Source organism: Actinoplanes sandaracinus, assembly GCF_030009775.1.
GTDB classification, from domain to species: Bacteria; Actinomycetota; Actinomycetes; order Mycobacteriales; family Micromonosporaceae; genus Actinoplanes; species Actinoplanes sandaracinus.
In genome coordinates this window covers 105410-126217 of record NZ_JASCTH010000025.1, presented here as the reverse complement: position 1 = coordinate 126217, position 20808 = coordinate 105410, and the positions used below count along the sequence as shown (strand labels likewise).

Genomic DNA, 20808 nt, shown 5'->3' with positions numbered 1-20808 from the left:
ATGACCACGACCGTCCTGCGCACCGACTTCGAGAAGTCGGTCGCCGACTACTGGAACACCAACCGGCAGGACCCGGTCAACCTGCGCCTCGGCGAGGTCGACGATCTCTACCACCACCACTACGGGGTGGGCCCGTACGATCCGTCGGTTCTGGACGCCCCGGCCGGCGCCCGCGAGCAGCGGATCATCGCCGAGCTGCACCGCCTGGAGAGCGCACAGGCCGACCTGCTGCTCGATCACCTGGGCCCGATCGGGCCGGACGACATGATCCTCGACGGCGGCTCCGGTCGCGGCGGCACCAGCATCATGGCCCACCAGCGGTTCGGCTGCGAGGTCGACGGCGTATCGATCTCGGAGTACCAGGTCGGCTTCGCCAACGAGCAGGCCGCCCGCCGCGGCATCGCCGACCGGGTCCGCTTCCACTTCCGGAACATGCTGGACACCCACCTGCCGGCCGGCAGCCGCCAGGCCGTCTGGACCAACGAGACCACGATGTACGTCGACCTCGGCGACCTGTACGCCGAGTTCGCCCGCCTGCTGAGGTTCGGTGGACGATACGTCTGCATCACCGGCTGCGCCAACGACGTGACCGGCCTGCGCTCCAAGGCGGTCAGCCGGATCAACGAGCACTACACGTGCGACATCCACCCGCGCAGCCACTACTTCAAGGCCCTCGCCGCCAACGGCCTCGCCCCGATCGCCGTGACCGACCTGACCGCGGCGACGATCCCCTATTGGGAGCTGCGCGCCCGGTCGTCGGTCGCGACCGGCATCGAGGAGCCGTTCCTCACCGCGTACCGCGAAGGCAGCTTCCACTACCTGCTGATCGCCGCCGACCGCATCTGACACTCTCCGCCGGGCGCGGTCGTCCCGCCGCGCCCGGCTCACTTCCCCGCATCCGGTACGGCCACCGAACCGGTGGCTAGCCGCGGTTGACGACCAGGGTGGCGGCCACACCGCGGGCGTGGTCGGTCCACGGCTCGGGGCGCATGGTGGCGGGGTCGAGGCGCACGTTGACGCGACGGCCCTCCGCGTACACCGCAGCGCCGTCGGTCGAGGTGACCCGGAACCCGTACGCCGCGCTGGTGGTGCCGAGTTTGTCGAGCCAGAAGTGGATCGCGATGTCGCCGACGCTGCTCACCGGCGCGTGGAAGGTGATCGCATACTCCCGGACCACGTTGAAGGCGTCCGGTGAGGAGGGGCGGCCGTTGGTGAACGAGACGCCCCGCTCGGCCCACCACTTGGCGACCGCGCGCTCGACGAGCACCGCGTATCGCGAGTTGTGCAGCACACCCATGGCGTCCAGGTCGTCGAAGTGCACGGGGGTGTGCACGACGGCGCCGTGCGAGACGTCGATGGCGACGGTTGTCATGTCAGCTCCGGAAGGATCGTCGGGTCGCAGGTGATGGCGCGCAGGTGGTCGAGCAGTGCCCGGCGGGCGTGGGGATACGTCGTGCCGGGGCCGAGGACGGGCGCCTGCATCACGGCGCAGATCCCCAGGGCCTCGACCTGGTAGGCGAGCACGGCCGGGCTGACGTCGGCCCGCAGGTCGCCGGCGGTGACGGCGTCGGTGGCCAGCCCGGTCAGGAAGGTCATCCAGTCGGTCTGCTCGGTGGCGAGCCTGTCCCGGATCGGACCGGGCCGGGCGTTGAACTCGAAGTGGGCGTTGGCGAAGAAGCAGCCGCCGGGCAGCACCTTCGCCTCGTAGAAGGCGATGCGGCTGTCGTGCACGGCCCAGAGCCGGCGCACCCCCGCCGGCGCGCTCAGGGCCGGGCGGATCACCCGCTCGGTCCACTGCGCCCGCGCCTGGTCGATCACCGCGAGTTGCAGCGCCTCCTTGGACCGCCAGTGCGCGAAGAGGCCTGACTTGCTGACCCCGAGCGCGTCGGCGACCTGGCTGAGTGACAGGCCGTCGAGACCGGACACGGTGGCGAGCAGGAGGGCCTGCTCCAGCACCGCGCTGCGGGTGCGCTGCCCGCGGATCAATCTGCCGTCCTGCGTCATACCGCCCAACCTATAAAACGACCGACCGTTCGTAAATATAAGTCCGGTCACAACCCCGCTCCCATGAGCGTCCGTGACGCGGCGGGGACGCGCCCGCAGTACCCTGCCTTTCGGCCGCGAGACCGCCGGCGGCCGGGCCCTCGCTCACCGACCCGATGGGGTGATCACATCGAACCGTCGCCACGCTTCGTGCTGTTTCCCGGGCGTCACCATCTGCTGACCCGGTTCCAGGCGGACTATCTGCACCGGCTCGCCGCCGACAGCGCGGCCACGATCGTGTGGGCCGTGACGTCGGCCAACCACGAGAACACCAGGCGCAACCCGGTCCCCTATCACCGGCGGGAGGCGGCCATCGAGCGGTTCAGCATGCTCAGCGGGCTGCGTTCACTCGTCGTGCCGGTCTTCGACACCGCGCCCACCGACGCGTTCGCCGAGGTCACCCTCAAGAGCATCGCCGTGGCCACCGGCATCGGTCTCACCCCGGCGGACACGGTGGTCGCGTGTTCGACGCCGGACGTGGTGAAGCTGTACGAGCGTCTCGGCTTCCCGATCGCGCTCGTCGAGGCCGACCCGCTGGTGCGCACCGCGGCGGAGCGGCCCTGGGACGTGCTGCTGCGCCTGGCCGCCGGCGACGAGTCCTGGCGGAAGCTGGCCCACCCCGCGACCATCGACGTCTTCGAGCGGTACCGGCTGGCCGACACGGTCCGGACCGTGGTCAACGACCCGCTCGTCGGCGACGAGGGCGGTCTCACCGCGACCCGCGACTACCGGACCTACGTGGAGGCCTTCGCCGACGCCGCCGAGCGCAAGTGGGCGGCGGTCCGGCAGCACGTGCGTCCCGGCCGCGTCGTGGACATCGGCTGCGGCGCCGGGGCCGTCCTGGAACTGGCCGACCGCGAACCGGGCCTGCACGAGAGCGACCTGATCGGCGTCGAGGTGGCCCGCCATCTGTATTCCGAGTGTGTGCACAAGAAGGCGCAGGGCGTCTTCCGCAACGCCAACGTCTACTTCTACCAGCGCAACGTCCTCGGCGGCGCGATCTTCGCGGACCGGTCGGTGGACACCACGCTCACCTTCGCCCTGACCCACGAGATCTGGTCGTACGGCTCGCAGCGGGAGTCGCTGCTCCAGTTCGCCCGGCGCATCTTCGACCACACCGCGCCCGGCGGCGTCTGGATCAACAGTGACGTGTGCGGTCCGGACGACCGCCGGCGCGAGGTCGTGCTGCGGCTCGCCACCGACGACGGCGCCAACCCCGCCTCACCACGGCGCGACCTGGCCGGTCTCACGTCCGACGAGATCCGGCGGTACGTCGGCGGCCTGTCCACCCGGGCGCGCCTCGACCAGTTCGCGGCCGACTTCGCGTTCCCCTTCACGTTCGCGGCTCTCGACGACGGCACGGTGCGCCTCGAACTGGGCGCGGCGATGGACTTCCTGACCCGTAAGGACTACGTCGACAACTGGCTGTCCGAGACCAAGGAGCAGTTCTGCGGCCTGTCCTTCGCCGAGTGGGCGCAGCTGCTGGCGGAGGCCGGGTTCGAACTCGACCAGGCGTCGGCCGCGATCCGCAACGACTGGATCATCGACAACCGGATCGCGCCGGTGGCCGCGCTCACCGAACTCGACGGCCGGCCCCTCGACTGGCCCACCACCCACCTGCTCGTGGTGGCCCGCCGCCCCCGCAACAGCTGACCACGAGCAGGTGAGTGGCGGGGCTCAGGCACGGGCGCGCTGGAGGACCTCTTCGGCGGTCAGCGCGCTCTGCGGGTGATGGGTCAGGCACATCGCGGTGGACAGCTTGCGGAACGGTTTCCCCTCGGTGACCGCGTAGAACTGGCCGGTGCGCAACCGGGAGATGTCCAGCACCGAGCTGCCCTTGGCCTGGGCGACCTCCTTCGCCGCCGCGATCTGGGTGGGGCTGTTGAGGAAGCCGAAGAACTGGGTGGCCGCGTTGCCGACGATGCGGTTGTGGATGCCTCGCGGCGCCTGGGTGGCGAAGATCAGTCCGAGGCCGTACTTGCGGGCCTGGCTGGCCAGCGCGAGAGTGCTCTCCGTGCACGCGGTCATCGCCCCGGACGGAGCGAATGTCTGTGCCTCGTCCATGACGAAGAGCCCACCCAGCGGCCGGTCACCCGCCGGGTGCCGTTTGATCCAGGAGAACAGCGCCATCTGAAGCTGGTTGACAAAGCTCTGCCGCTGCTCGTCGCCGGGCAGCCCGATCAGGCTGATGACCGACACCCGGGCACGACGGCCGGGCGGCGGGCTGAGCAGCACGCCCGGATTGAGCGGGCTGCCGGCGCCGCCGAAGAGCGGATCGTTGACCATCGCGGCCTTCAGGGTCTCGGCCATGTCGGCGGCGAGTTCCCGCGCCCGCCCCAGGCTGGTCACCTCGTCCGGAAGATCGATCAGCAACTCGACGAAGTCACCGAGGGTCGTGCCGCCGGAACGCCCGAAGTGCTCCAGAGCCTTGCGCAGGACGGCCCGCCCCCGGTCGGCCTTGGCGGTGCCCGCCGCCATCCGGGCGCGGGGGGCCAGCGTGGCGACGGCCGCGTCGAGCGCCAAGGCGAACTCGTCGGGCTCGTCCAGCACGGCGCCGAAGTCCGGCAGCGGCTGCAGGCTCAACGGCCGCCCGGACTCGCGGCGTGGGGTCCAGACGACCACGTCGGTGGTGTCGAGATATTCGCGAGCCCGGACGCCGTCGTCGTCACGCCAGGACTCCGGCGGCCGCGGCCAGGCGTCACCGAGACGAGCCAGGTCGTTGTTCGGGTCCAGGACGATCGAGGACACGCCGTGCAGGGCGCACTCCTCGACCAGTCTGCGGATCAGGACGGTCTTCCCGGACCCGGAACCCGCGAAGATCGCCGTGTGTTTGCGCAGAGACTCCAGCGTCAGGCGCACGGGCACACCGGTCTCGGCGACCGCTCCGACCCGGATCCCGGGCTCGGCGGGCGGCTCCGGTTCCGGTTCGGCCCGCGCCGCGGCGAGCACGGGCGCGTCGACCGGTGGCCCGAACACCTCGGTGAACAGGGTGGTGCCACCCGCCGGGCGGTGTGCCCGCAGGAAGTCCGGAAGCAGCGGGTCGTTCTCCCGCAGCAGTCGCTCCAGGGCCGCGAAGGTGCGCAGGTCGTCCTCGCCGACCGTGGTGATCACGCCGCCGAGGTCCAGGAACTCCTGCCTCACCCGCGCGCTCACCGGGCCGGTCGGCCAGTCGATGTTGCGCAGCAGGACCGCACGCCGTTTGCTGACCTGCGGGTTCAGTCCGGCGGAGCTCCGCAGCCGGGCCAGCCTGGCCTGCACCGCACGCGCATGGGTGTGCGACAGACCGCGGAACGACCAGTGCGCCTCGTCCTCGATGTCCTCGTCGAGGGTCTCGCACAGCCAGGCATGTGTCGACGGGTTGCTCTGCTCGGCCGGCTGCACCCTGAACCGGCCGGCGCCGGCGCCCTGCTCGACCGCCCAGGCACGCAGACCGGCCTCCAGCAGGCGGGACATCTCGGTGTCCTCGGTCGCCGGGGCCAGGGCGGCGCTGACCTCCGCCTCGGCGACGAGCCGGGCGAGGCGTTCGCCGAGCGGGGTCAGATCATCGGTCCGGGCCGGCGCCTTCGGTGGCGCCGAGCTCTCCCGGTGATCGTCGAAGTTCGCCAACGGGACGACCTCGTCGCGGGCCAGGCAGTACCGGACGTGCTCGTCGGCCCGCTGGATCAGCTGCCGCGGCGTGTAGCTCGGAGCGTCACCGAAGGCTTCCGGCAGGATCGGCCAGGTGAAGTAGGACGGCTTGAACGCGGCGGCGTCGAACAGGGCGGCGAACCTGGCGGCGATCAGGCTCTCGGCGACCTCCGGCGAGGGCAGCCGCTCCAGCCGCGTCTGTTCCCGGAACCGGCCGCCGAACGAGCCCAGGGAGTCGTGCTTCATCCGGTCCCAGGACGTCGGAAGGCACGCGACCACGGTCACCGTCCGGAACATCTTCTCGCGCAGATCCATCAGGCCGTGACCGAGATCGCCGGCGATCTCGGCCGTCTCCACGGGGTTGCTCTGCGCGAAGATGACGTCGATCTGGTCGACCGCCAGCATGCTGGGCCCGGTCAGGGCGAGCAGCCGGGATATCTCGACCGCCACCTGTTGTTCCGGCTTGGTGCTCGCCGGCAGGCCCCACTGTCGCAACTCGTCCGGTTCGAGGCCAGGCAGCGACAGCAGCCATGACTCTCCGAGGTCCGCGACGCCGGGGTCGGTGGAGGCCAGCAGGACGAGAGCCCGCATCGTGAAACGGCACTCCCGGCCCGCCTCGGGGTCGGTGGCCCGCACCCCGTTCACGAAGGCGTCGAGCGCGGTCGGGGTGAGCGGCGCCTGGCCGCGGATCTGCCGGCGCAGCCCGCTCGGAATCTCCGACCGCTCACTGAGGCGTTCCAGGAGCATCGCCAGCTGGGTGTGCCGGTAGTAGCCGGAGCGGCGCAGCCCGCGCAGCAGGGTGTGCACGATGTTCGGCCAGAAGGTGCGGCCGTCCGCCATGCCCATCAGGAAGAAGTACCCGTGCCGTTGCTGAACCTTCTCCCGGGCCCAGCGCAGCAGGTGGGTCTTGCCCGAGCCGTGCTGGCCCGCGATGGCCAGTCCCAGCGGACTGCCCGTCCGGCGTGCCTCCGCCTCCTCGAACGCCTGCAGGACAGCCGCGCCGGCGGCCCCGTTCAACTCGTCGAGATGCACGTCCAGGGCGGTCCAGACATCCTCCGGAGTCGGGGCCCAGTCCAGGCGCCGCAGCTCGGTCAGGGCGCGCCGCTGGTCGTCCTCGATCACGCGCGGCCGATCGTGATCAGATGTTTGGCCTCGCCCCCGATGAGGATCGCGGCGTCCAGCGCGTCCTGCGGCAACTCGTTGCGTGCCGGATCCGGGTCCAGGTGGATCTCGCGGCGCCGGTCCATCTCCGTCAGGACGCGGTCCTGCTCGGAGCGCGCGACATCGGTCAGCCGGGCCCTGATCGCCACGAGCCGGATCCAGTCGCCGGGCGTCCGCGCGAGGTCGAGGTAGGCGGCGCGGACACGGTCCTCGACCGAGGGCTCCCCGGCCGCGCCCGCCGCGGTGGCGGGGCCCGGGTCGGGGCCGGCGAACACATCGGCGATCTTGTAGTCGGCCCGCTCCATCAGGGAGTCCAGGTGGCGCAGTGTGGCGTAGTGCAACAGCCAGGGGCCGGTCACCCGTTCGGGAGGCGCTGACCGGAACTCCTGTCGCGCCCGCCGCCAGCCCTTGTCCGTGAGCTCGTAGAAGATCGCGCCGCGCGGACCCTTCTCCCAGGAGATCAGCTTCTCGCGCTCGAGTTCCTCCCGGGCCCCCTTGGTGACCTCGACCCGATAGTTCCGGCGAAGATCGGGGTTGGACGCCCGCTCCACGCTCACCATCAGGGCGATGAGGGCCTGTCGTGCGGGGGTACTGAGGTCAGCAGCCATGAATGCGAGCTCCGGGGGCAGTCGGCGAACCGCGCGAACGCGCCGTCGAATGCATCATTACCGGATGTGAGTGCGGCATCGCCGGATCAGCCCCTGTCAGCTATCCGATATGGACAAACGGCGGTCGCTCGATTGCCGGCCGCCGATCGAGCGGCACGGGCCGTGCCGGAGAAGCCGCCGGGACCGGGCTGAGCCGGTCCCGGCAGGCTCAGGTCAGCACCAGGTGAGGGAGGAGTTGGTACGGGTGACGTTGCTGATCGTGTTGTTGCCGCCGGTGCACGGGCTCCAGCGGATGTTGGTGTTGCTGACCGTCAGGTTCTGGAAGCGGATGCCCGACGAGGGCGCGAACTCGGCACGGGCCGCGATGCGGATCTCGCCGCCTCCGCTGACCGTGCCGGACACCGCGGCGACCGTGACGTTGTAGCAGTTCTCCACGAGGATCGAGTTGTTTCCGGTGTTCGCGATGTCGACTCGGTCGATGGTGGCGCCGCCGCTCTCCGAGACGCAGAAGACCCCGCGGCCACCGCCTCGGGCCCGGACCGTGCCGACCTTGATGTTGCCGGGGTACGCGGAACCGATCCGGCCGTTGCGGTTGGCCATCCGGAAGGCGGCGTAGCCGGTGCCGGAGCCGGCGTTCTCGGCGTCGACCGTGCCGACCGTGGCGTTGATCGTCTGGTTGAGCAGCAGGCCGGATTCGCCGACGTTGCGAGCGGTCACGGAGCCGATGGTGATGCCGTCGACACCGTAGGTCTCCACCGCGTGCGAGCTGGCGCCCTGCACGTACACGTTGTCGATCCTGACGTTGCGGGTCCACTGGCTGGTGTCGCCGCGGTTGTCGATGCGGACGCCGAGGCCGGCGCTGAGCCGCATGTCGATCTGACCGAGGTGGACGTTGGAGACGTTGCGCAGGAAGATGCCGTAGACCGGAGCGCCGGTAACGTTGAGGTACGGGACCTCGATGTTGCTGACGCCGCGCGCGTAGACCGGGGCGTAGTCGCCGCTGCCGCCGCCGGTCACGTGGATCGTGCCGCACACCGACAGTGACGTGTAGCCGGCGAGCGAGATGCGGCTGCCCGCGGCCATGGTGCCGTTGCCGCGCACGACGACCCGCTGGATCGAGGTGCGTCCCGGGGTGAGGCTGCCGATGCCGGCCTGGACCGCGGCGCGGAAGTCGCCGCCGCTGTAGACGCTGGAGCCGGCGGCGTTGCGGGCCGTCCAGGTGGTGCCGCTGACGGTCACCTGGGACTGGAAGGTGCCGGCGCCGCAGGCGGCCGCGGCGCCGGCGGTAGTGGCGGTGGTGGGAGTGGTGGCGGCGTCGGCCCGCTGGAGTCCGACCGCGGCGCCGGCACTGGCGAGACCGACGGTGACCAGCGCGACCAGGGCGGTCCGCCAACGACGTGGGGATGTGGTGGGTGCGGGGGAAGTCATGGGGATTCCTTCTCCAAAAATCGACTCACATCGGGGCATGTGAGCGCTCCCATGGGGGATTGCCAGAAGTCTCCGCACCCCCGTGAAGACTGTCAAGTTCATCGATGTGTCGGCTCGCGCCGTACCGGACTGCTCCTTGCGAGGTTGACGGAGTATGGACGGCGGTGTCCCGGTGGCCTGCCGTGACCTACGTTGTTGGGGAAAGGGCGCAAATCGCGACCGGACCGGAACCGCAACTCTCCGACCGAGATACGGAGAATCGACATGACCACGGGGATCCCCTCCCTTCAGCAGCCGGCTCCTGAGACCGGTCCCCTCGCGATCGATTCCCGGTCCGACGTCTTCCAGCTCAACGTCCCGAACGTCATCACCCTGGTCCGGACGGCTGCCTCGGTGGCGCTCGCCGCGGCCGGGCTGGCGCAGGGCAGCATGTGGCTGATCGTCACCGCCTACGCGTGTTACTGGATCGGTGACGTCCTCGACGGCCTGACGGCCCGGCTGCTGGGCCAGGAGACCCGGTTCGGCGCGGTGTTCGACATCATCTGCGACCGAGCGTGCTTCTCCCTCGCCGCGGCGGGCCTGCTGGTGCTCCAGCCGGAGTCGGTCCTGGCCGGCGCCATTCTCCTGTTCCAGTTCCTGACGCTCGACACGATGCTGAGCCTGTCCTTCCTGCGCTGGCCGATCCTGAGTCCCAACTACTTCGAGGTGGTGCACCGGGGCGTCTACCGGTGGAATTGGTGGCCCCCGGCGAAGGTGCTCAACACCACCAGCCTGGTGGTGGTGATCGTCGCCGCCGACTATCCGTGGATCGGCGCCGTGCTCGCCCTCGGCATCACCGTCATCAAGGTGGTGTCGCTGCGCGTCGTGTCGCGGCTGCCGGCTCCCGGGATCCCCGGGCCACGATGATCGGGATCCTGGCCACCTCGCTCGGCGTCGGTTTCGTCTCCGCCTTCTTCCCCGGCCTGCCGGCCGAGCCCTACCTCCTCGGCGCCGTCGCGACGACCAGCGCGAATCCCGTGCTTCTGGCGCTGGCGACGGCCATCGGGCAGAGCTTCGGCAAACTAGCCATGCTGCTGGCCGTGCGGGGCACGCTGCGGGCCCCGGCGCTACGCCGGTGGATCGCCAGGAAACGCGAGCAGATGGAGAGCAAGGCGGCGCGCAAGTCCGGGAATCAGCCGGAGAACCCCGGGTGGATGCGCCGCTCCCGGACCAGGATGGCCAAGCTGGCCCAACTCGACCGCACCTCGGTGACCGTCCCGGTCCTCCTGCTGAGCGCGGTGGTCGGCATCCCGCCGCTGATCATCATGACCTTCACGACCGCGGCCGGGAAGATGCGGGCGTCGGTGTTCCTGCTGACCTGCCTGACCGGCCGTTCGGTCCGGATGTTGACGATCGCGCTGGCGCCGGGGCTGATCCTGGGCTGAGCACCAACCTCGGGGTAAGTGCTGACAATTTTGTGGGTACTTGTTCGGGATGATCGGCGCCGCCATTCTGGAAATGGTTCTACTCACCATTCCCGGAGGATTGATGTCCGCCATTTCCCCTGCCCCTGTGACAGTTCTCGGCCTCGGCATGATGGGCACCGCCCTGGCCGGGGCGTTCCTCGACGGCGGCCACCCGGTCACGGTGTGGAACCGCACGCCCGGCCGGGCCGCGCCGCTGACCGACCGCGGCGCGGTGTACGCCGGCAGCCTCGCCGAGGCCGTCGAGGCCTCACCGCTCGTGGTGATCTGCGTCCGCGACTACCGGGCCGTCCGGTCGGTGCTCGAGCCGGCCGAGGCCCTGCTGGCCGGGCGCACCCTGGTCAACCTCACCTCGGGCACCTCCGAGGAGGCCCGCGCGACCGCCGGGTGGGCCGCCGGGATCGGCGCCCGGTACCTCGACGGCGCGATCATGATGACCCCGCCCGGCATCGGCCAGCCGCACGCCGCCATCCTCTACGGCGGCTCCCGGGAGCTGTTCGACGAGCACGAGGCCACCCTGGCCCGGCTGGGCGGCGGCACCACCCGCCTGAGCGACGACCACGGGATCCCCGCGTTGTACGACGTGGCGCTGCTCGGCCTCATGTGGGGCACGCTCAACAGTTTCCTGCACGCACTGGCTCTGGTCGGCACGGAGAAGGTCGAGGCCACGACGTTCCTGCCGTTCGCGACCTCATGGCTGGGCGGCGTCGCCACCTTCCTGCCGGACCTGGCCCGGCAGGTGGACGAGGGCGCGTACCCGGCGCACGACGCCACCCTGGAGACGCACCTGTCACCGATCCACCACCTGGTGCACGAGAGCGAGGTGCGCGGCGTCGACACCGCCCTGCCCCGCTCGTTCCGGGCGCTCGCCGAACGCGGGGTCGCCGAGGGCCACGCGAAATCCAGCTACGCCGCGCTGATCGAGCAGTTCCGCAGGCCGGCGGGCTGATTCCGGCGCGGGCGGCCGGGTTGCCGGACGGCTGCAGTCTGGGCCGAGCGCGCAGTTCCCCGGCGTCCGCGCCGAAACAGACCCCGTGAGCGGGGATGCGGCAGTGGAGTCACGTACGCGGTGGAGCAGGTTCAAGGTCGGTCGTACGACGGCACGGGCGGCCATCGCCGGCACCGCCGTGGGCATCACCGTCCTGGCGGCCTGCGCCGTGCTGTCTTTCACGGTCACCGCCGAGGCGACCAGGGAGGTACGCCGCGCCCAGGAGGTCACCCGGGTCCTGACCGACATCTCGGCGCGGATCGACACCCAGGACGCGGACCTGCGTGCGCTGCGGGACGAGGTTCTCGGCACCGTCGGTCGCAGTGAGCGGTCCCTCGCCGCCCAGCTGGAGATCGTGGACCGGCGCGTGGCGCTGCTGCGTACCGTGGCCGGGCTGACGATCCCCGTCGTGGTCCTGCTCTTCGCCGTGTGCGCACTCGTCCTCGTCGGCCACCAGCGGCGGGCCGAGCGACAGTCGAAGCGGCGGCTGCACGAGGCCACCCACGACCCGCTCACCGGGCTCGGCAACCGGGCCATGTTCCAGGAGCGGCTCGGCGAGGCGGTGCGTCACGGCGCGGAGGCCGGCGAGCCGTTCAGCCTGCTGCTCGTCGACCTGGACCGGTTCAAGGAGGTCAACGACACGCTCGGCCACCACGCCGGTGACGTGCTGCTGTGCGAGGTGGCCCAGCGGCTGGTCCAGGCGTGCCGCTCGGGCGACACCGTGATGCGGCTCGGCGGTGACGAGTTCGCCCTGGTCCTGCCGACCACCCGGAGCCGGGCGGACGCGCTGGAGGCCGGCCGCCGCCTGCTGCGGGCGCTCCGCGGGCCGATCAGGCTGAACGGGCTTCTGATCGACATCGACGCGAGCATCGGTGTCTCGTCGTACCCCGCCGACGGCCATGACGCCGCCGAGCTTCTGCAGCACGCGGACGTCGCGATGTACGCGGCGAAGCGCCGGCACAGCGGGGTCACCGGATACGACGCGGCGATGGACGGTCACGACGCGAGCCGGCTGAGCATGCAGAGCGAGCTGCGGCAGGGCATCGAGCGCGGCGAGCTGGTCGTCTTCTACCAGCCCAAGGTCAACCTGGCCACCCGGACGCCGTGCGGGGCCGAGGCCCTGGTCCGCTGGCAGCACCCGGTGCGCGGGCTGCTCGGCCCGGACACCTTCATTCCGCTGGCCGAGGACAGCGGGCTGATCGACCTGGTCACCGCCGAGGTACTGGACCAGGCGCTGGCGCAGATCTCCCGGTGGTCGGTGCTGGGTCACGAGCTCCCGGTCTCGGTCAACATCCCGGCGCGGTCCCTGGCCGACGACACCTTCCCGGAGACGATCGCCGTGGCTCTCGCCCGCCATGGGGTACGGCCGGAGCTGCTGACCCTGGAGATCACCGAGAGTGCCGTGATCGGGGACATGCTGCGCGCCGGCGAGGTGCTGGCCGGGCTGCGCGCGCGGGGTGTCAACATCTCGATCGACGACTTCGGCACCGGATACTCGTCGATCGCACACCTGCGGGACATGCCTCCGCACGAGCTGAAGATCGACCGGAGCTTCGTGATGAAGATGTGTGAGAACGCCCGGGACGAGACGATCGTGCGGGCGGTCGTCGAGCTGGCCAAGAACCTGCACCTGAAGGTCGTCGCCGAAGGGGTCGAGACCGCGACGGCGCTCGAGGCGCTCAGCGACCTCGGCTGTCACGAGGCGCAGGGCTACCACATCAGCCGGCCGCTCCCGGCGGCCGACCTGACCGACTGGCTGTCCCGGTCCACCGCGGCGGGCCCGGCGATCGCCGCGGTCTGAGATCATCCCCGGCACGGTGACGCCCGGGTGGCGACGTTGACCTTCGGGGCTACCGTTCTGCCATGGCAGTCGTCTCTTACCCACGGGCCGTCGCGAAGGCCGCCCTGCAAGCCGCTCTCGGTGGCGCCTGGATCGCCGCGGGGGAACTGTCCCCGGCCAAGCGACGCCTGGCCCGGCTCGGGGCGGTCTCGGCGGCGACGGCGATCGTGTGGGCCGCCGCTCCGAAGGAGTCCGGCCAGTCCGGCGAGATCGTCCTCGCCGACCGTCCGTTCGCGGTGACCGATCCGCCGCCGGCCGGCGAGCACGACGGGCCGGACGTCGAGTTCGACAAGCGCAAGGCGATCGTCGCCGCGGGCGTCGTCGGCCTGTCCGTGGCGGCGATGATCGGCCGCCGGCGGCTGGAGAAGCGGTGGCTGACGCGGCTCACCGGCAGCGGCCACCCGCATCCGACACGGGCCTTGGCGGTGCGGATGGCGGCCGTGGAGTTCGCCGGGCATCTCGCGTTGCAACTCGCCGAGGGCCGCCGGCGGAAGTGATCCGCGGCTGCCCGCTCCGGGTGGTCGATGGGCGGGCCGGAGCTCAGGACCGGTCCTCCGATAGGGGGCACGACAGCCTGTGGGCCCACACCCGGCGGCGGTACCCGAAGAACGCGATCGCGGCACACCAGGCGCCACCGCACGCCAGGGCGATCCACAGCCAGAGCGCCTTGCCCAGCAGGGTGTGGCCGAGCTGCTGGTAAGCCCACCGCTGGCCCTGTGTGCGGCATCCGTCACCGCCGGTGGTGTCGAACAGGCCGCACGGTCCCAACCTCTGCGACACGTCGCCTCGGCCGTTCCCCGGCCCGGTGGGCGCCGGCGTCACGGCACGGGACGGCACGGCCCGCGGCTGCTCCTTGATCACCGTCTTTTTAGCCGCCAGCCAGGTCTCGAACACGCCCAGCATCGCGGCGTGACCGCGTTCGTTCGGGTGCAGGCTACTGTGCAGCCAGTTGGCCGGGTTGAAGCGTTGCTCAGCGACCCCGCGTACCGACCGCAGGCCGATGAAGTTGATCCCCGGTCGTTCGCCGTTGTGCTCGTCGCACAGCTGAAGCCCCCGATCGGCGAGCGCGTTCTGCATCTCGTCGAGGTAGTAGAAGCCGTACTGCTGGGCGACATCCCGGATCGTGCTGTTCAGATGGTGGGTCAGGTAGGTGTGGATGAACCGCTGCTCGGACTCCGACAGGGCGACCTGGCGGCACTTTCGCCCCTCGACGAATCGGATCGGGTCCGGGTAGGGCACGACCACCACCGGCACCCCGGGGAAGGCCTGGTTCACCTGCCGGTACGTCTCGTGGAGCTGGGCCCGCACCTGGTCGATCGACTCCGTCCAGAGATACTCCTTCTCGTCGCAGTTGCCGGGCGCCATGCACATCAGGCCGATCGTCGAGAAGCCCGCGTCGTTCCCGCCGATGCTCAGGACCACCAGCTCCGTCCTGAACCGCCCGCGGAGACCGTAGGCGTCCAGTTGGGTGTGACCCTCGCCGGGCTGCGCGCTCGGCTCCGGCATCCCGATTACGCCCTGGCGGGTCTCGGAGTAGAACGCGTCGCCGGCCGTGGACAGGATGTTCTCCGTCCGGGCTCCGGAACAGGCCAGGAACATGAGGCCGTCGAAGTTCATCCGGTTCTGGGCGGCCAGGGCGGCCCAGGCCGTCGGTGACCGCCGGCATTCGTTCTCGCCGCCGTCGTCGGTGCCCTGGTGGTAGACCTGGGCGCCTTCACCGGACATGAAGGAGTCGCCGAGGGCCACCAGCACCTTACTGGCCTTACCGGGCGCGGGCGTCTCCGCCTTCGGCGCCTGTGGCGGCGTCACGCCCATCAGGGCGACGACGGCCGTCACGGCGACGATGTCGGCCTGGGTCGTCGAGACCAGAGCGACCATCAGCAGCCCGAGCACCACCAGGACGGTGACCAACCAGGTCGAGTGGCTGAAGTACGCGGCGGCGGCGGTGGCGCCGGCGAAGACGGCGAGACCGGCGCCGCCGAGCGCCAACAGCCGCGAATTGGCGACGTTCTGTTCGCACAGCCGGCGGAGCAGCCCTTCGGACCACAGGGCCAGGCCGACCGGGATCAGCACGAGCACGCCGCCCGCGATCAGCAGAGCACCGGCGAGCTCCAGTTCAGCGGGCCCGAGGAGAGCCGCGCCGCCGACCACACAGGTGAGGCCGGCGGCGGTCATGCCGGCGCCGCAGTGCCCGGTTCTGATCGACCGGCCCGCCAGGGGGACCGACGGGCTCTGCCGGAGCTGGGTGAGGCCGGAGCCGATCACCAGGTAGACCAGGGCCAGGGCGCTGATGGTGAGCAGCCCTTTGTCGAACGTGCTCGGGTCGGCCACGAAGATCAGTACCGCCAGCCCGGTCGCGAGGACGAAGGCCGGCACCCCGATCCAGTACGGGATCACCCACTGCCGCCCGTCGAGGCTGTCCGCGTACTGCCCGCGGATCCAGACCGTCGCCACGCTGATGAAGATCGCGAACATGACCCAGACGGTCAGCGCGGGCGCTTCGTGCCGGGCGACGCCCAGCAGCGCGGACAGCGCCAGAATGAAGATCGATGTTCGCCGCATCGGCCCGTACACATCAGCCACCGGTGTCACCTCGCGACGGTCCCACCGTCGCCGGATGGGGGCGCCCTCATCCGGTTTTCTCGCGCCTGTCGGGGCTTGGCGGGGGGCGGGCCGGCAGGGGCATGCCCCTGCCGGCCGCCCAACCCCCAGAGGCGCGCGGCCGCATTCGCCACGCCCCTCAGTCCCCGTGGGGCAGCGCACTGGCTTAGAACACGCCTGTTGCTCTAGATTTCGGCAACGATCCACGCATGTTTCTCGCCGCCGTGACTATACGCTGTCGAGCCGTAGCAATGTCAACGAACGTATCGTCCTCCGGCGATACGTGATACGGATGTTTCCGAACGTCCACCTAGGAGGAGTGGTGGCCCTGAACGAAACCGAGCCCGCGGGAAGCGAGCTGCCTCCGCTCGACACCCTGGCCGCCCGGCTGGAGTTCCTCTTCGAGCGGGTGCGGCCCACCGCGGGCGAGTTGGGGGCGGGTGAGGAGCCCGGCCGCAGGTACACCACTAAGGAGATCGCCAACAAGATCAACGAGACCGCCCGCAGGGACGGCACCGGGGTGACGATCAGCGCCGCCTACGTCGGTGAGATGCGGCGCGGCATCACCACCGACCCGCGCACCTCACACGTGCAGGCCCTCGCGCGGGCGTTCGGCGTCGACCCCGGATTCTTCGTCGACGACCAGGTCACCCGCCGGGTGCGGGAGCAGATCGACATGCTCAACGAGCTCCGGCAGATGAAGGTCCAGCAGGTGGCGCTGCGGCGGGTGCTGCGCCAGCAGGGCCTGTCCGACGACAGCGCCCACCTCATCGAGCTGCTCGTCGACCGCTGCCGCAAACTCGAGGGCCTCGACGAGAGCTGACCGTCGGCGGATCGCCCGGCACTATCCACGATGGTCGGCCGATGACATCATGCTGACGCCGAAGGGAGGAACATGGCAGACCGCACGCTCCGCCGCCGATGCGAGAGAATCCTCACCGGCCTCGGTCTTCCGGACGCCATCGATGTCCGGGACCTGTGCGACGTCCTCGCCGAGCGCCAGGGCCGCCCCATCCACCTCATCGCGGAACACCTGCCGGCGATGAGCCCGTGCGGGCTCGCCGTGCGCACCGAGCGCTTCGACGCGATCTTCTATGAGGCCGGCACGAGCCGGCTGCACCAGGACCACATCATCCGGCACGAGCTCGGCCACCTGATCTGCGGCCATCTGACCGCCCCGGTCCTCGACGCGGAGGCGTCCCGGCTGCTGCTGCCCGACCTCGATCCGTCGCTCGTGCGCGCCGTGCTGGGCCGCACCAACTACAGCGAGGTCGAGGAGAAGGAGGCCGAGCTGATCGCCTCCCTGCTGCTGCGCCGTTCGGTGCTCGCCGGCGCCGGCCACGCCCCGCACGACGACGCCGGCACGTCGCCCGTGCTCGGCCGGTTGCACCACACGCTCATCGATCCCGGGCGCGGGTGAACCCGTGTCCAAGGTGATCTACCCGGTGGTCGCCGTGCTGGCCCTGATCGCGCTGGCGTACAAGATCCCGCCGTTGATCCGTGATCCGCGCGAACCCGCACGCCGCGCGCTGGTGGCGATGCTCGCCTGCCTGGCGTGGGCCCCCGCCATGAACACCCCGTTCGTCTACGTGCGCTTCGACGAGTTGATCGGCGTGCCGAACCTGGCCCGGTTGATCGCCCACTACGGGATCATCGGGTTCGCCGTCTCGGTGCAGTTGCTGCTGCTGCACTGGACGGTCGAGAACCCGCCGCGCCGGAGCACCTGGCTGCGGCTTCTGGCGGTGGGCGCGGCCGTCGTGGCGATGGCCGTCTTCTTCGTGCTGGCACCTCTCGACACCTCACTGACCAGCGGGTTCACCGTCCGCTACGGCGATGCGCCGTACATGGCGCAGTACATGCTGGTGTACCTCGGCTACTTCGTGGTCGCCCTCGTCGACATCCTGCGCCTGTCCGCGCGCTTCGCGGGCCTCACCCGGCAGCGGTTCCTGCGCGCCGGGCTGCGGCTGGTCAGCTACGGCGCCGTCTTCGGCCTCGCCTACTGCCTGGAGAAGGGTTTCTACATCGCGGCCCGCAACGCCGGTTACGACCCGATCCCGGCCGAGGTCCAGCAACAACTGTCGCCCCTGCTCACCGGGCCGGGCTGCGTCCTGATGCTGATCGGGTTCACCATCCCCGCCTGGGGGCCGCGGGCCGCGGCGGCCGGCGCCTGGCCGCGGCGGCTGCGCACCTACCAGCGCCTGCACCCGCTCTGGGAACTGCTCCGCCGGGCCACCCCGGAGATCGCGCTCGACCCCGGCCGGTCACGCCGCGTCGCCGTCCGCGACATCGAGTACCGGCTCGTCCGCCTGGTGGTGGAGATCCGCGACGGCTGGCTGGCGCTGCGGCCCTGGTTCGACGCCCGCGTCGCCCGCGAGGCCGTCGAAGCCGCCGGGGCCGCCGGCCTTCCGGACGACGAACGCGAGGATCGGGTGCACGCGGCGGTGCTCGTCGCGGCGGCCCGGGCCAAGGCCCGCGGCGAGGAGCCGGTGGAACGCTGGACCCCCGGTCCGCGCGGCGGCACCGACATGGCGGAGGAGACGGCGCACCTGCTGCGCATCGCCCGGCAACTGCGGGCGCTCGAGATCCCCGGAACGGCCGGGACCGAACGGATGGCGGCACGATGAGCGACGCACTACGGCACATCCAGGCACTCGCCGCGCTGCTGCCGGAGGCACAGCGCAGCGCCCACGCGTACGCCCGGAGCATCGATCTGTTCTCCGGCGCCGACGACATCGAGGCCGCTCATCCGAGTGGGCGGGCCTATGTCGCGGCGACCCGGATGGCGCTGCTGCAGAGCGAGGTCAGCGAGGCTCTGCAGGAGATCCGCGACCGGTCGCTCGATCTCCACCCGGCCGCCCGGCGCCCGGACGACTCGCTGAGCCTCGAACTGGCCGACATCCTCATCCGGACTCTGGAGCTGTCCGAGTATCTGGGTGTCGATCTCGGTGCCGCCCTGGTCGCGAAGACGGCCGACACTCTGAACGGTTACCGCCACGGCGGCGTGCGCTTCTGAGCCGCACCCCAACGCTTATGAGCCGCACCCCAACAGGACCTGCGGCGCGGCCTCAGCGCAACGGGACCGGCAGCGCCGCTTCAGCGCAACAGGACCGGCAGCGCGGCAAGGCCGCGGGCCCGGAACGACGGGCGCCAGGGCAGATCCTCGGCCGGCACGGCCAGGCGCGCTGCCGGGAAGCGGCGCAGCACCGTGCCGAGGGCGATCTCCAGCTCGATCCGGGCGAGCGGAGCGGCCACGCAGCAGCAGGAAGGCCAGCGACGTCAGCTCGTCCTCGCTGAGCCGGTCCTCGTCCTCCCGCGCGGCGATCAGCGCGGAGAGCAGGTCGCCGGCGGGTTCCGCACGCTTGGCCGCGACGAGCCCGACCAGGTACGCGTGGATGGCGCCGATGGCCCGCGCGACGGCGCGGCGGTCGCCGGCCGGTGGCACCAGCATGGTGTCGGACCAGGACTTGAAGTCCGCCCGGTCCGCGTGGGGCACGCCGAGCAGGTCGGAGATCACCGCGACCGGCAGCGGCCCGGCGAAGTCACGGACCAGGTCGGCCTCGCCGTCGCCGAGCTCGTCCAGCAGGGCGTCGGCGGTCTCCTGGATGAACGGCCGCAGCCCCTCCACCCGGCGCGGAGTGAACGCCTGCGACACCAGCCGGCGGATCCGGGTGTGGTTCGGCGGATCCATGTTCAGCAGGTGCGCGTCGAGCGCCGGCGGCAGCGAGAAGCCGCGCCAGCTGCCGTCGCCGCTGGCCTTGTCCACCGACAGCCGCGGATCGGCGAGCAGGGCGCGCACGTCAGCATGGCGCGTGACCAGCCACACCGGCGATCCGTCGGGCAGAACGGCGAGGCAGGCGGGCGCGCTCTCCCGCAGGCGCGCCCAGGCCGGGTAGGGGTCGCTGAAGAACGCTTCGGAGACCGGGAGCGGAGCTGCCGTCACCGGCGAACACCTCCCTCGACCCACCTCGGCTCATAGGAAAGGCCAGGCATCCACGGGGGGAGATGCCCGGCCTTTCGCTTCAAATCGAACCACACACATCGCCCGTTTCGCTACCCGGGCATCGATAAAGTGGGCCACCGCCCATCGGCCGGAAGGTCATCACCGCGCTCCGCCGCCGCCGGCGGCGGCGGCAGGCGACGTCGCGTCATCACCTCGGATAGAGGCGGCGCTTGAGATGTATCGACAAATGTTAATTTCCCGCTACCTTCGTGCCCGGGCATCCGCCCGTTCCCCGAAGGCAGAAGGGACGTTCCCCCATGCGCACCCCCGCCCGGATCCTCCTGGCCGCGGCCATCGCCGTAGCCGGCATGTTCGCACCGGCCGCCGCGATCGCGGCCCCGGCCGAGCCGACACCCGGCACGCAGGTGGTCGGCGGCGAGCCGGCCACCCAGAACTACCCGTTCATGGTTTACGTGTCCGGTTGCACCGGCTCGCTGATCAAGGCGAACTGGGCCGTGACCGCCAAACACTGTCCCACGCCGGCTTCGGTACGCGTCGGCAGCATCGACCGCTCCAGCGGCGGCACCGTCGTCGCCGTGCGCCGGGCCGTCAACCACCCGAGGATCGACGTCAAGCTGCTCGAACTGGCCTCCTCGGTGACGTACGCCCCGGCCCCGATCCCCACCGCGTCCGGCGCCGTGGGCACCGCCACCCGCATCATCGGCTGGGGCCAGACCTGCCCGACGCGGGGCTGCGGCTCGGCTCCGCGCGTCGCCAACGAGCTGAACACGTCGATCGTCGCCGACAGCCGTTGCTCCGGCATCGACGCCGCGTACGAGATCTGCACCAACAACACGAACGGCAACGCCGGCGCCTGCTACGGCGACTCCGGCGGCCCGCAGGTCCGTCAGGTCAGCGGCCGCTGGGCCCTGATCGGCGTGACCAGCCGGGCCGGCAACAACAGCTCCACCTGCGCGACCGCCCCGTCCATCTACGGCGACCTGTCCTCCATCCGGGCCTGGGTGAACACCCAGGTCGGCGGCCTGCCCGCCTGATCCTCCCCCGCACCCGGGCGGGACGGCGAAGCCCTTCGCCGTCCCGCCCGGCTG

Annotated in this window: 18 protein-coding genes and 1 pseudogene; 12 read left to right on the top strand and 7 right to left on the bottom strand. The window is 71.0% G+C overall.

Annotated features, from left to right (window positions below; genetic code table 11):
* On the top strand, positions 1–846 hold the full coding sequence (locus QLQ12_RS32945) for a geranyl diphosphate 2-C-methyltransferase (RefSeq protein WP_282764520.1): 846 nt from the start codon (positions 1–3) through the stop codon (positions 844–846).
* Between the two features lie 76 nt (positions 847–922).
* Here the strand turns inward: QLQ12_RS32945 and QLQ12_RS32940 are convergent, their stop codons facing one another.
* Together QLQ12_RS32940 and QLQ12_RS32935 are read right to left on the bottom strand one after the other, a co-directional pair.
* Complete coding sequence (locus tag QLQ12_RS32940; protein WP_282764519.1) at positions 923–1372, bottom strand: acyl-CoA thioesterase; 450 nt, start codon at positions 1370–1372, stop codon at positions 923–925.
* Positions 1369–2004, bottom strand: a complete 636-nt coding sequence (locus QLQ12_RS32935) for a TetR/AcrR family transcriptional regulator (protein ID WP_282764517.1) — start codon at positions 2002–2004, stop codon at positions 1369–1371. Before QLQ12_RS32935 ends, QLQ12_RS32940 begins: the two co-directional genes overlap by 4 nt.
* Before the next feature lie 189 nt (positions 2005–2193).
* On the opposite strand from QLQ12_RS32935, the gene QLQ12_RS32930 reads away from it, so the two are divergent.
* Complete coding sequence (locus tag QLQ12_RS32930) at positions 2194–3696, top strand: class I SAM-dependent methyltransferase (protein ID WP_282764515.1); 1503 nt, start codon at positions 2194–2196, stop codon at positions 3694–3696.
* Positions 3697–3720: 24 nt separating this feature from the next.
* Here the strand turns inward: QLQ12_RS32930 and QLQ12_RS32925 are convergent, their stop codons facing one another.
* From QLQ12_RS32925 to QLQ12_RS32915, 3 genes are all read right to left on the bottom strand, one after another.
* Positions 3721–6792 carry a helicase HerA domain-containing protein gene (locus QLQ12_RS32925; RefSeq protein WP_282764513.1) on the bottom strand — a complete coding sequence of 1024 codons (3072 nt, stop codon included), beginning with the start codon at positions 6790–6792 and terminating at the stop codon, positions 3721–3723.
* Complete coding sequence (locus QLQ12_RS32920; protein WP_282764512.1) at positions 6789–7439, bottom strand: hypothetical protein; 651 nt, start codon at positions 7437–7439, stop codon at positions 6789–6791. The genes QLQ12_RS32925 and QLQ12_RS32920 overlap by 4 nt, the downstream gene beginning before the upstream one ends.
* Before the next feature lie 213 nt (positions 7440–7652).
* Entirely contained in the window at positions 7653–8867 is a 1215-nt protein-coding gene (locus QLQ12_RS32915) for a hypothetical protein (RefSeq protein WP_282764511.1), read from the bottom strand.
* Between the two features lie 264 nt (positions 8868–9131).
* On the opposite strand from QLQ12_RS32915, the gene QLQ12_RS32910 reads away from it, so the two are divergent.
* From QLQ12_RS32910 to QLQ12_RS32890, 5 genes are all read left to right on the top strand, one after another.
* On the top strand, positions 9132–9773 hold the full coding sequence (locus QLQ12_RS32910) for a CDP-alcohol phosphatidyltransferase family protein (RefSeq protein WP_282764509.1): 642 nt from the start codon (positions 9132–9134) through the stop codon (positions 9771–9773).
* Positions 9770–10291, top strand: coding sequence for a hypothetical protein (locus QLQ12_RS32905; protein WP_282764507.1), 522 nt, complete (start codon positions 9770–9772; stop codon positions 10289–10291). Before QLQ12_RS32910 ends, QLQ12_RS32905 begins: the two co-directional genes overlap by 4 nt.
* Before the next feature lie 127 nt (positions 10292–10418).
* Positions 10419–11279, top strand: coding sequence for an NAD(P)-dependent oxidoreductase (locus QLQ12_RS32900; protein WP_282764505.1), 861 nt, complete (start codon positions 10419–10421; stop codon positions 11277–11279).
* Positions 11280–11382: 103 nt separating this feature from the next.
* A complete protein-coding gene (locus tag QLQ12_RS32895; protein ID WP_282764503.1) occupies positions 11383–13119 on the top strand; it encodes a putative bifunctional diguanylate cyclase/phosphodiesterase in 1737 nt (578 codons plus the stop codon).
* A 62-nt stretch (positions 13120–13181) separates the two neighbouring features.
* Positions 13182–13655, top strand: a complete 474-nt coding sequence (locus QLQ12_RS32890; protein WP_282764501.1) for a hypothetical protein — start codon at positions 13182–13184, stop codon at positions 13653–13655.
* 43 nt (positions 13656–13698) lie between these two features.
* On the opposite strand, the gene QLQ12_RS32885 is transcribed toward QLQ12_RS32890, so the two are convergent.
* Positions 13699–15741: a GDSL-type esterase/lipase family protein gene (locus QLQ12_RS32885; RefSeq protein WP_282764499.1), complete on the bottom strand. Its 2043-nt coding sequence runs from the start codon at positions 15739–15741 to the stop codon at positions 13699–13701.
* 346 nt (positions 15742–16087) lie between these two features.
* Here QLQ12_RS32885 and QLQ12_RS32880 point away from each other — a divergent pair, with 346 nt between their 5' ends.
* The 4 genes from QLQ12_RS32880 to QLQ12_RS32865 all read left to right on the top strand — a co-directional run bounded on the left by QLQ12_RS32880 (position 16088) and on the right by QLQ12_RS32865 (position 18772).
* Entirely contained in the window at positions 16088–16582 is a 495-nt protein-coding gene (locus QLQ12_RS32880) for an aldo-keto reductase family protein (RefSeq protein ID WP_282764625.1), read from the top strand.
* Positions 16583–16654: 72 nt separating this feature from the next.
* Positions 16655–17179 (top strand): hypothetical protein, encoded by a 525-nt coding sequence (locus QLQ12_RS32875; protein ID WP_282764497.1) that lies wholly within the window; start codon positions 16655–16657, stop codon positions 17177–17179.
* A 4-nt stretch (positions 17180–17183) separates the two neighbouring features.
* The gene (locus tag QLQ12_RS32870) at positions 17184–18383 is read left to right on the top strand and encodes an MAB_1171c family putative transporter (RefSeq protein ID WP_282764495.1); all 1200 of its coding nucleotides are present in this window, start codon (positions 17184–17186) and stop codon (positions 18381–18383) included.
* Entirely contained in the window at positions 18380–18772 is a 393-nt protein-coding gene (locus tag QLQ12_RS32865) for a nucleoside triphosphate pyrophosphohydrolase family protein (protein WP_282764494.1), read from the top strand. The genes QLQ12_RS32870 and QLQ12_RS32865 overlap by 4 nt, the downstream gene beginning before the upstream one ends.
* Positions 18773–18852: 80 nt before the next feature.
* Here QLQ12_RS32865 and QLQ12_RS32860 read toward each other — a convergent pair.
* Positions 18853–19699: pseudogene (locus QLQ12_RS32860) on the bottom strand (hypothetical protein).
* Positions 19700–20067: 368 nt separating this feature from the next.
* Between QLQ12_RS32860 and QLQ12_RS32855 the strand changes: the two are divergent.
* Positions 20068–20754 carry a S1 family peptidase gene (locus tag QLQ12_RS32855; protein WP_282764623.1) on the top strand — a complete coding sequence of 229 codons (687 nt, stop codon included), beginning with the start codon at positions 20068–20070 and terminating at the stop codon, positions 20752–20754.
* Positions 20755–20808: the final 54 nt, after the last annotated feature.

What these genes read in the sequence shown, in the direction of transcription:
- QLQ12_RS32945 (WP_282764520.1), top strand. Translation starts at nt 1, where the DNA reads ATGACCACGACCGTCCTGCGCACCGACTTCGAGAAGTCGGTCGCCGAC.
- QLQ12_RS32940 (WP_282764519.1), bottom strand. Translation starts at nt 1,372, where the DNA reads ATGACAACCGTCGCCATCGACGTCTCGCACGGCGCCGTCGTGCACACC.
- QLQ12_RS32935 (WP_282764517.1), bottom strand. Translation starts at nt 2,004, where the DNA reads ATGACGCAGGACGGCAGATTGATCCGCGGGCAGCGCACCCGCAGCGCG.
- QLQ12_RS32920 (WP_282764512.1), bottom strand. Translation starts at nt 7,439, where the DNA reads ATGGCTGCTGACCTCAGTACCCCCGCACGACAGGCCCTCATCGCCCTG.
- QLQ12_RS32915 (WP_282764511.1), bottom strand. Translation starts at nt 8,867, where the DNA reads ATGACTTCCCCCGCACCCACCACATCCCCACGTCGTTGGCGGACCGCC.
- QLQ12_RS32910 (WP_282764509.1), top strand. Translation starts at nt 9,132, where the DNA reads ATGACCACGGGGATCCCCTCCCTTCAGCAGCCGGCTCCTGAGACCGGT.
- QLQ12_RS32905 (WP_282764507.1), top strand. Translation starts at nt 9,770, where the DNA reads ATGATCGGGATCCTGGCCACCTCGCTCGGCGTCGGTTTCGTCTCCGCC.
- QLQ12_RS32890 (WP_282764501.1), top strand. Translation starts at nt 13,182, where the DNA reads ATGGCAGTCGTCTCTTACCCACGGGCCGTCGCGAAGGCCGCCCTGCAA.
- QLQ12_RS32875 (WP_282764497.1), top strand. Translation starts at nt 16,655, where the DNA reads ATGGCAGACCGCACGCTCCGCCGCCGATGCGAGAGAATCCTCACCGGC.
- QLQ12_RS32865 (WP_282764494.1), top strand. Translation starts at nt 18,380, where the DNA reads ATGAGCGACGCACTACGGCACATCCAGGCACTCGCCGCGCTGCTGCCG.
- QLQ12_RS32855 (WP_282764623.1), top strand. Translation starts at nt 20,068, where the DNA reads ATGTTCGCACCGGCCGCCGCGATCGCGGCCCCGGCCGAGCCGACACCC.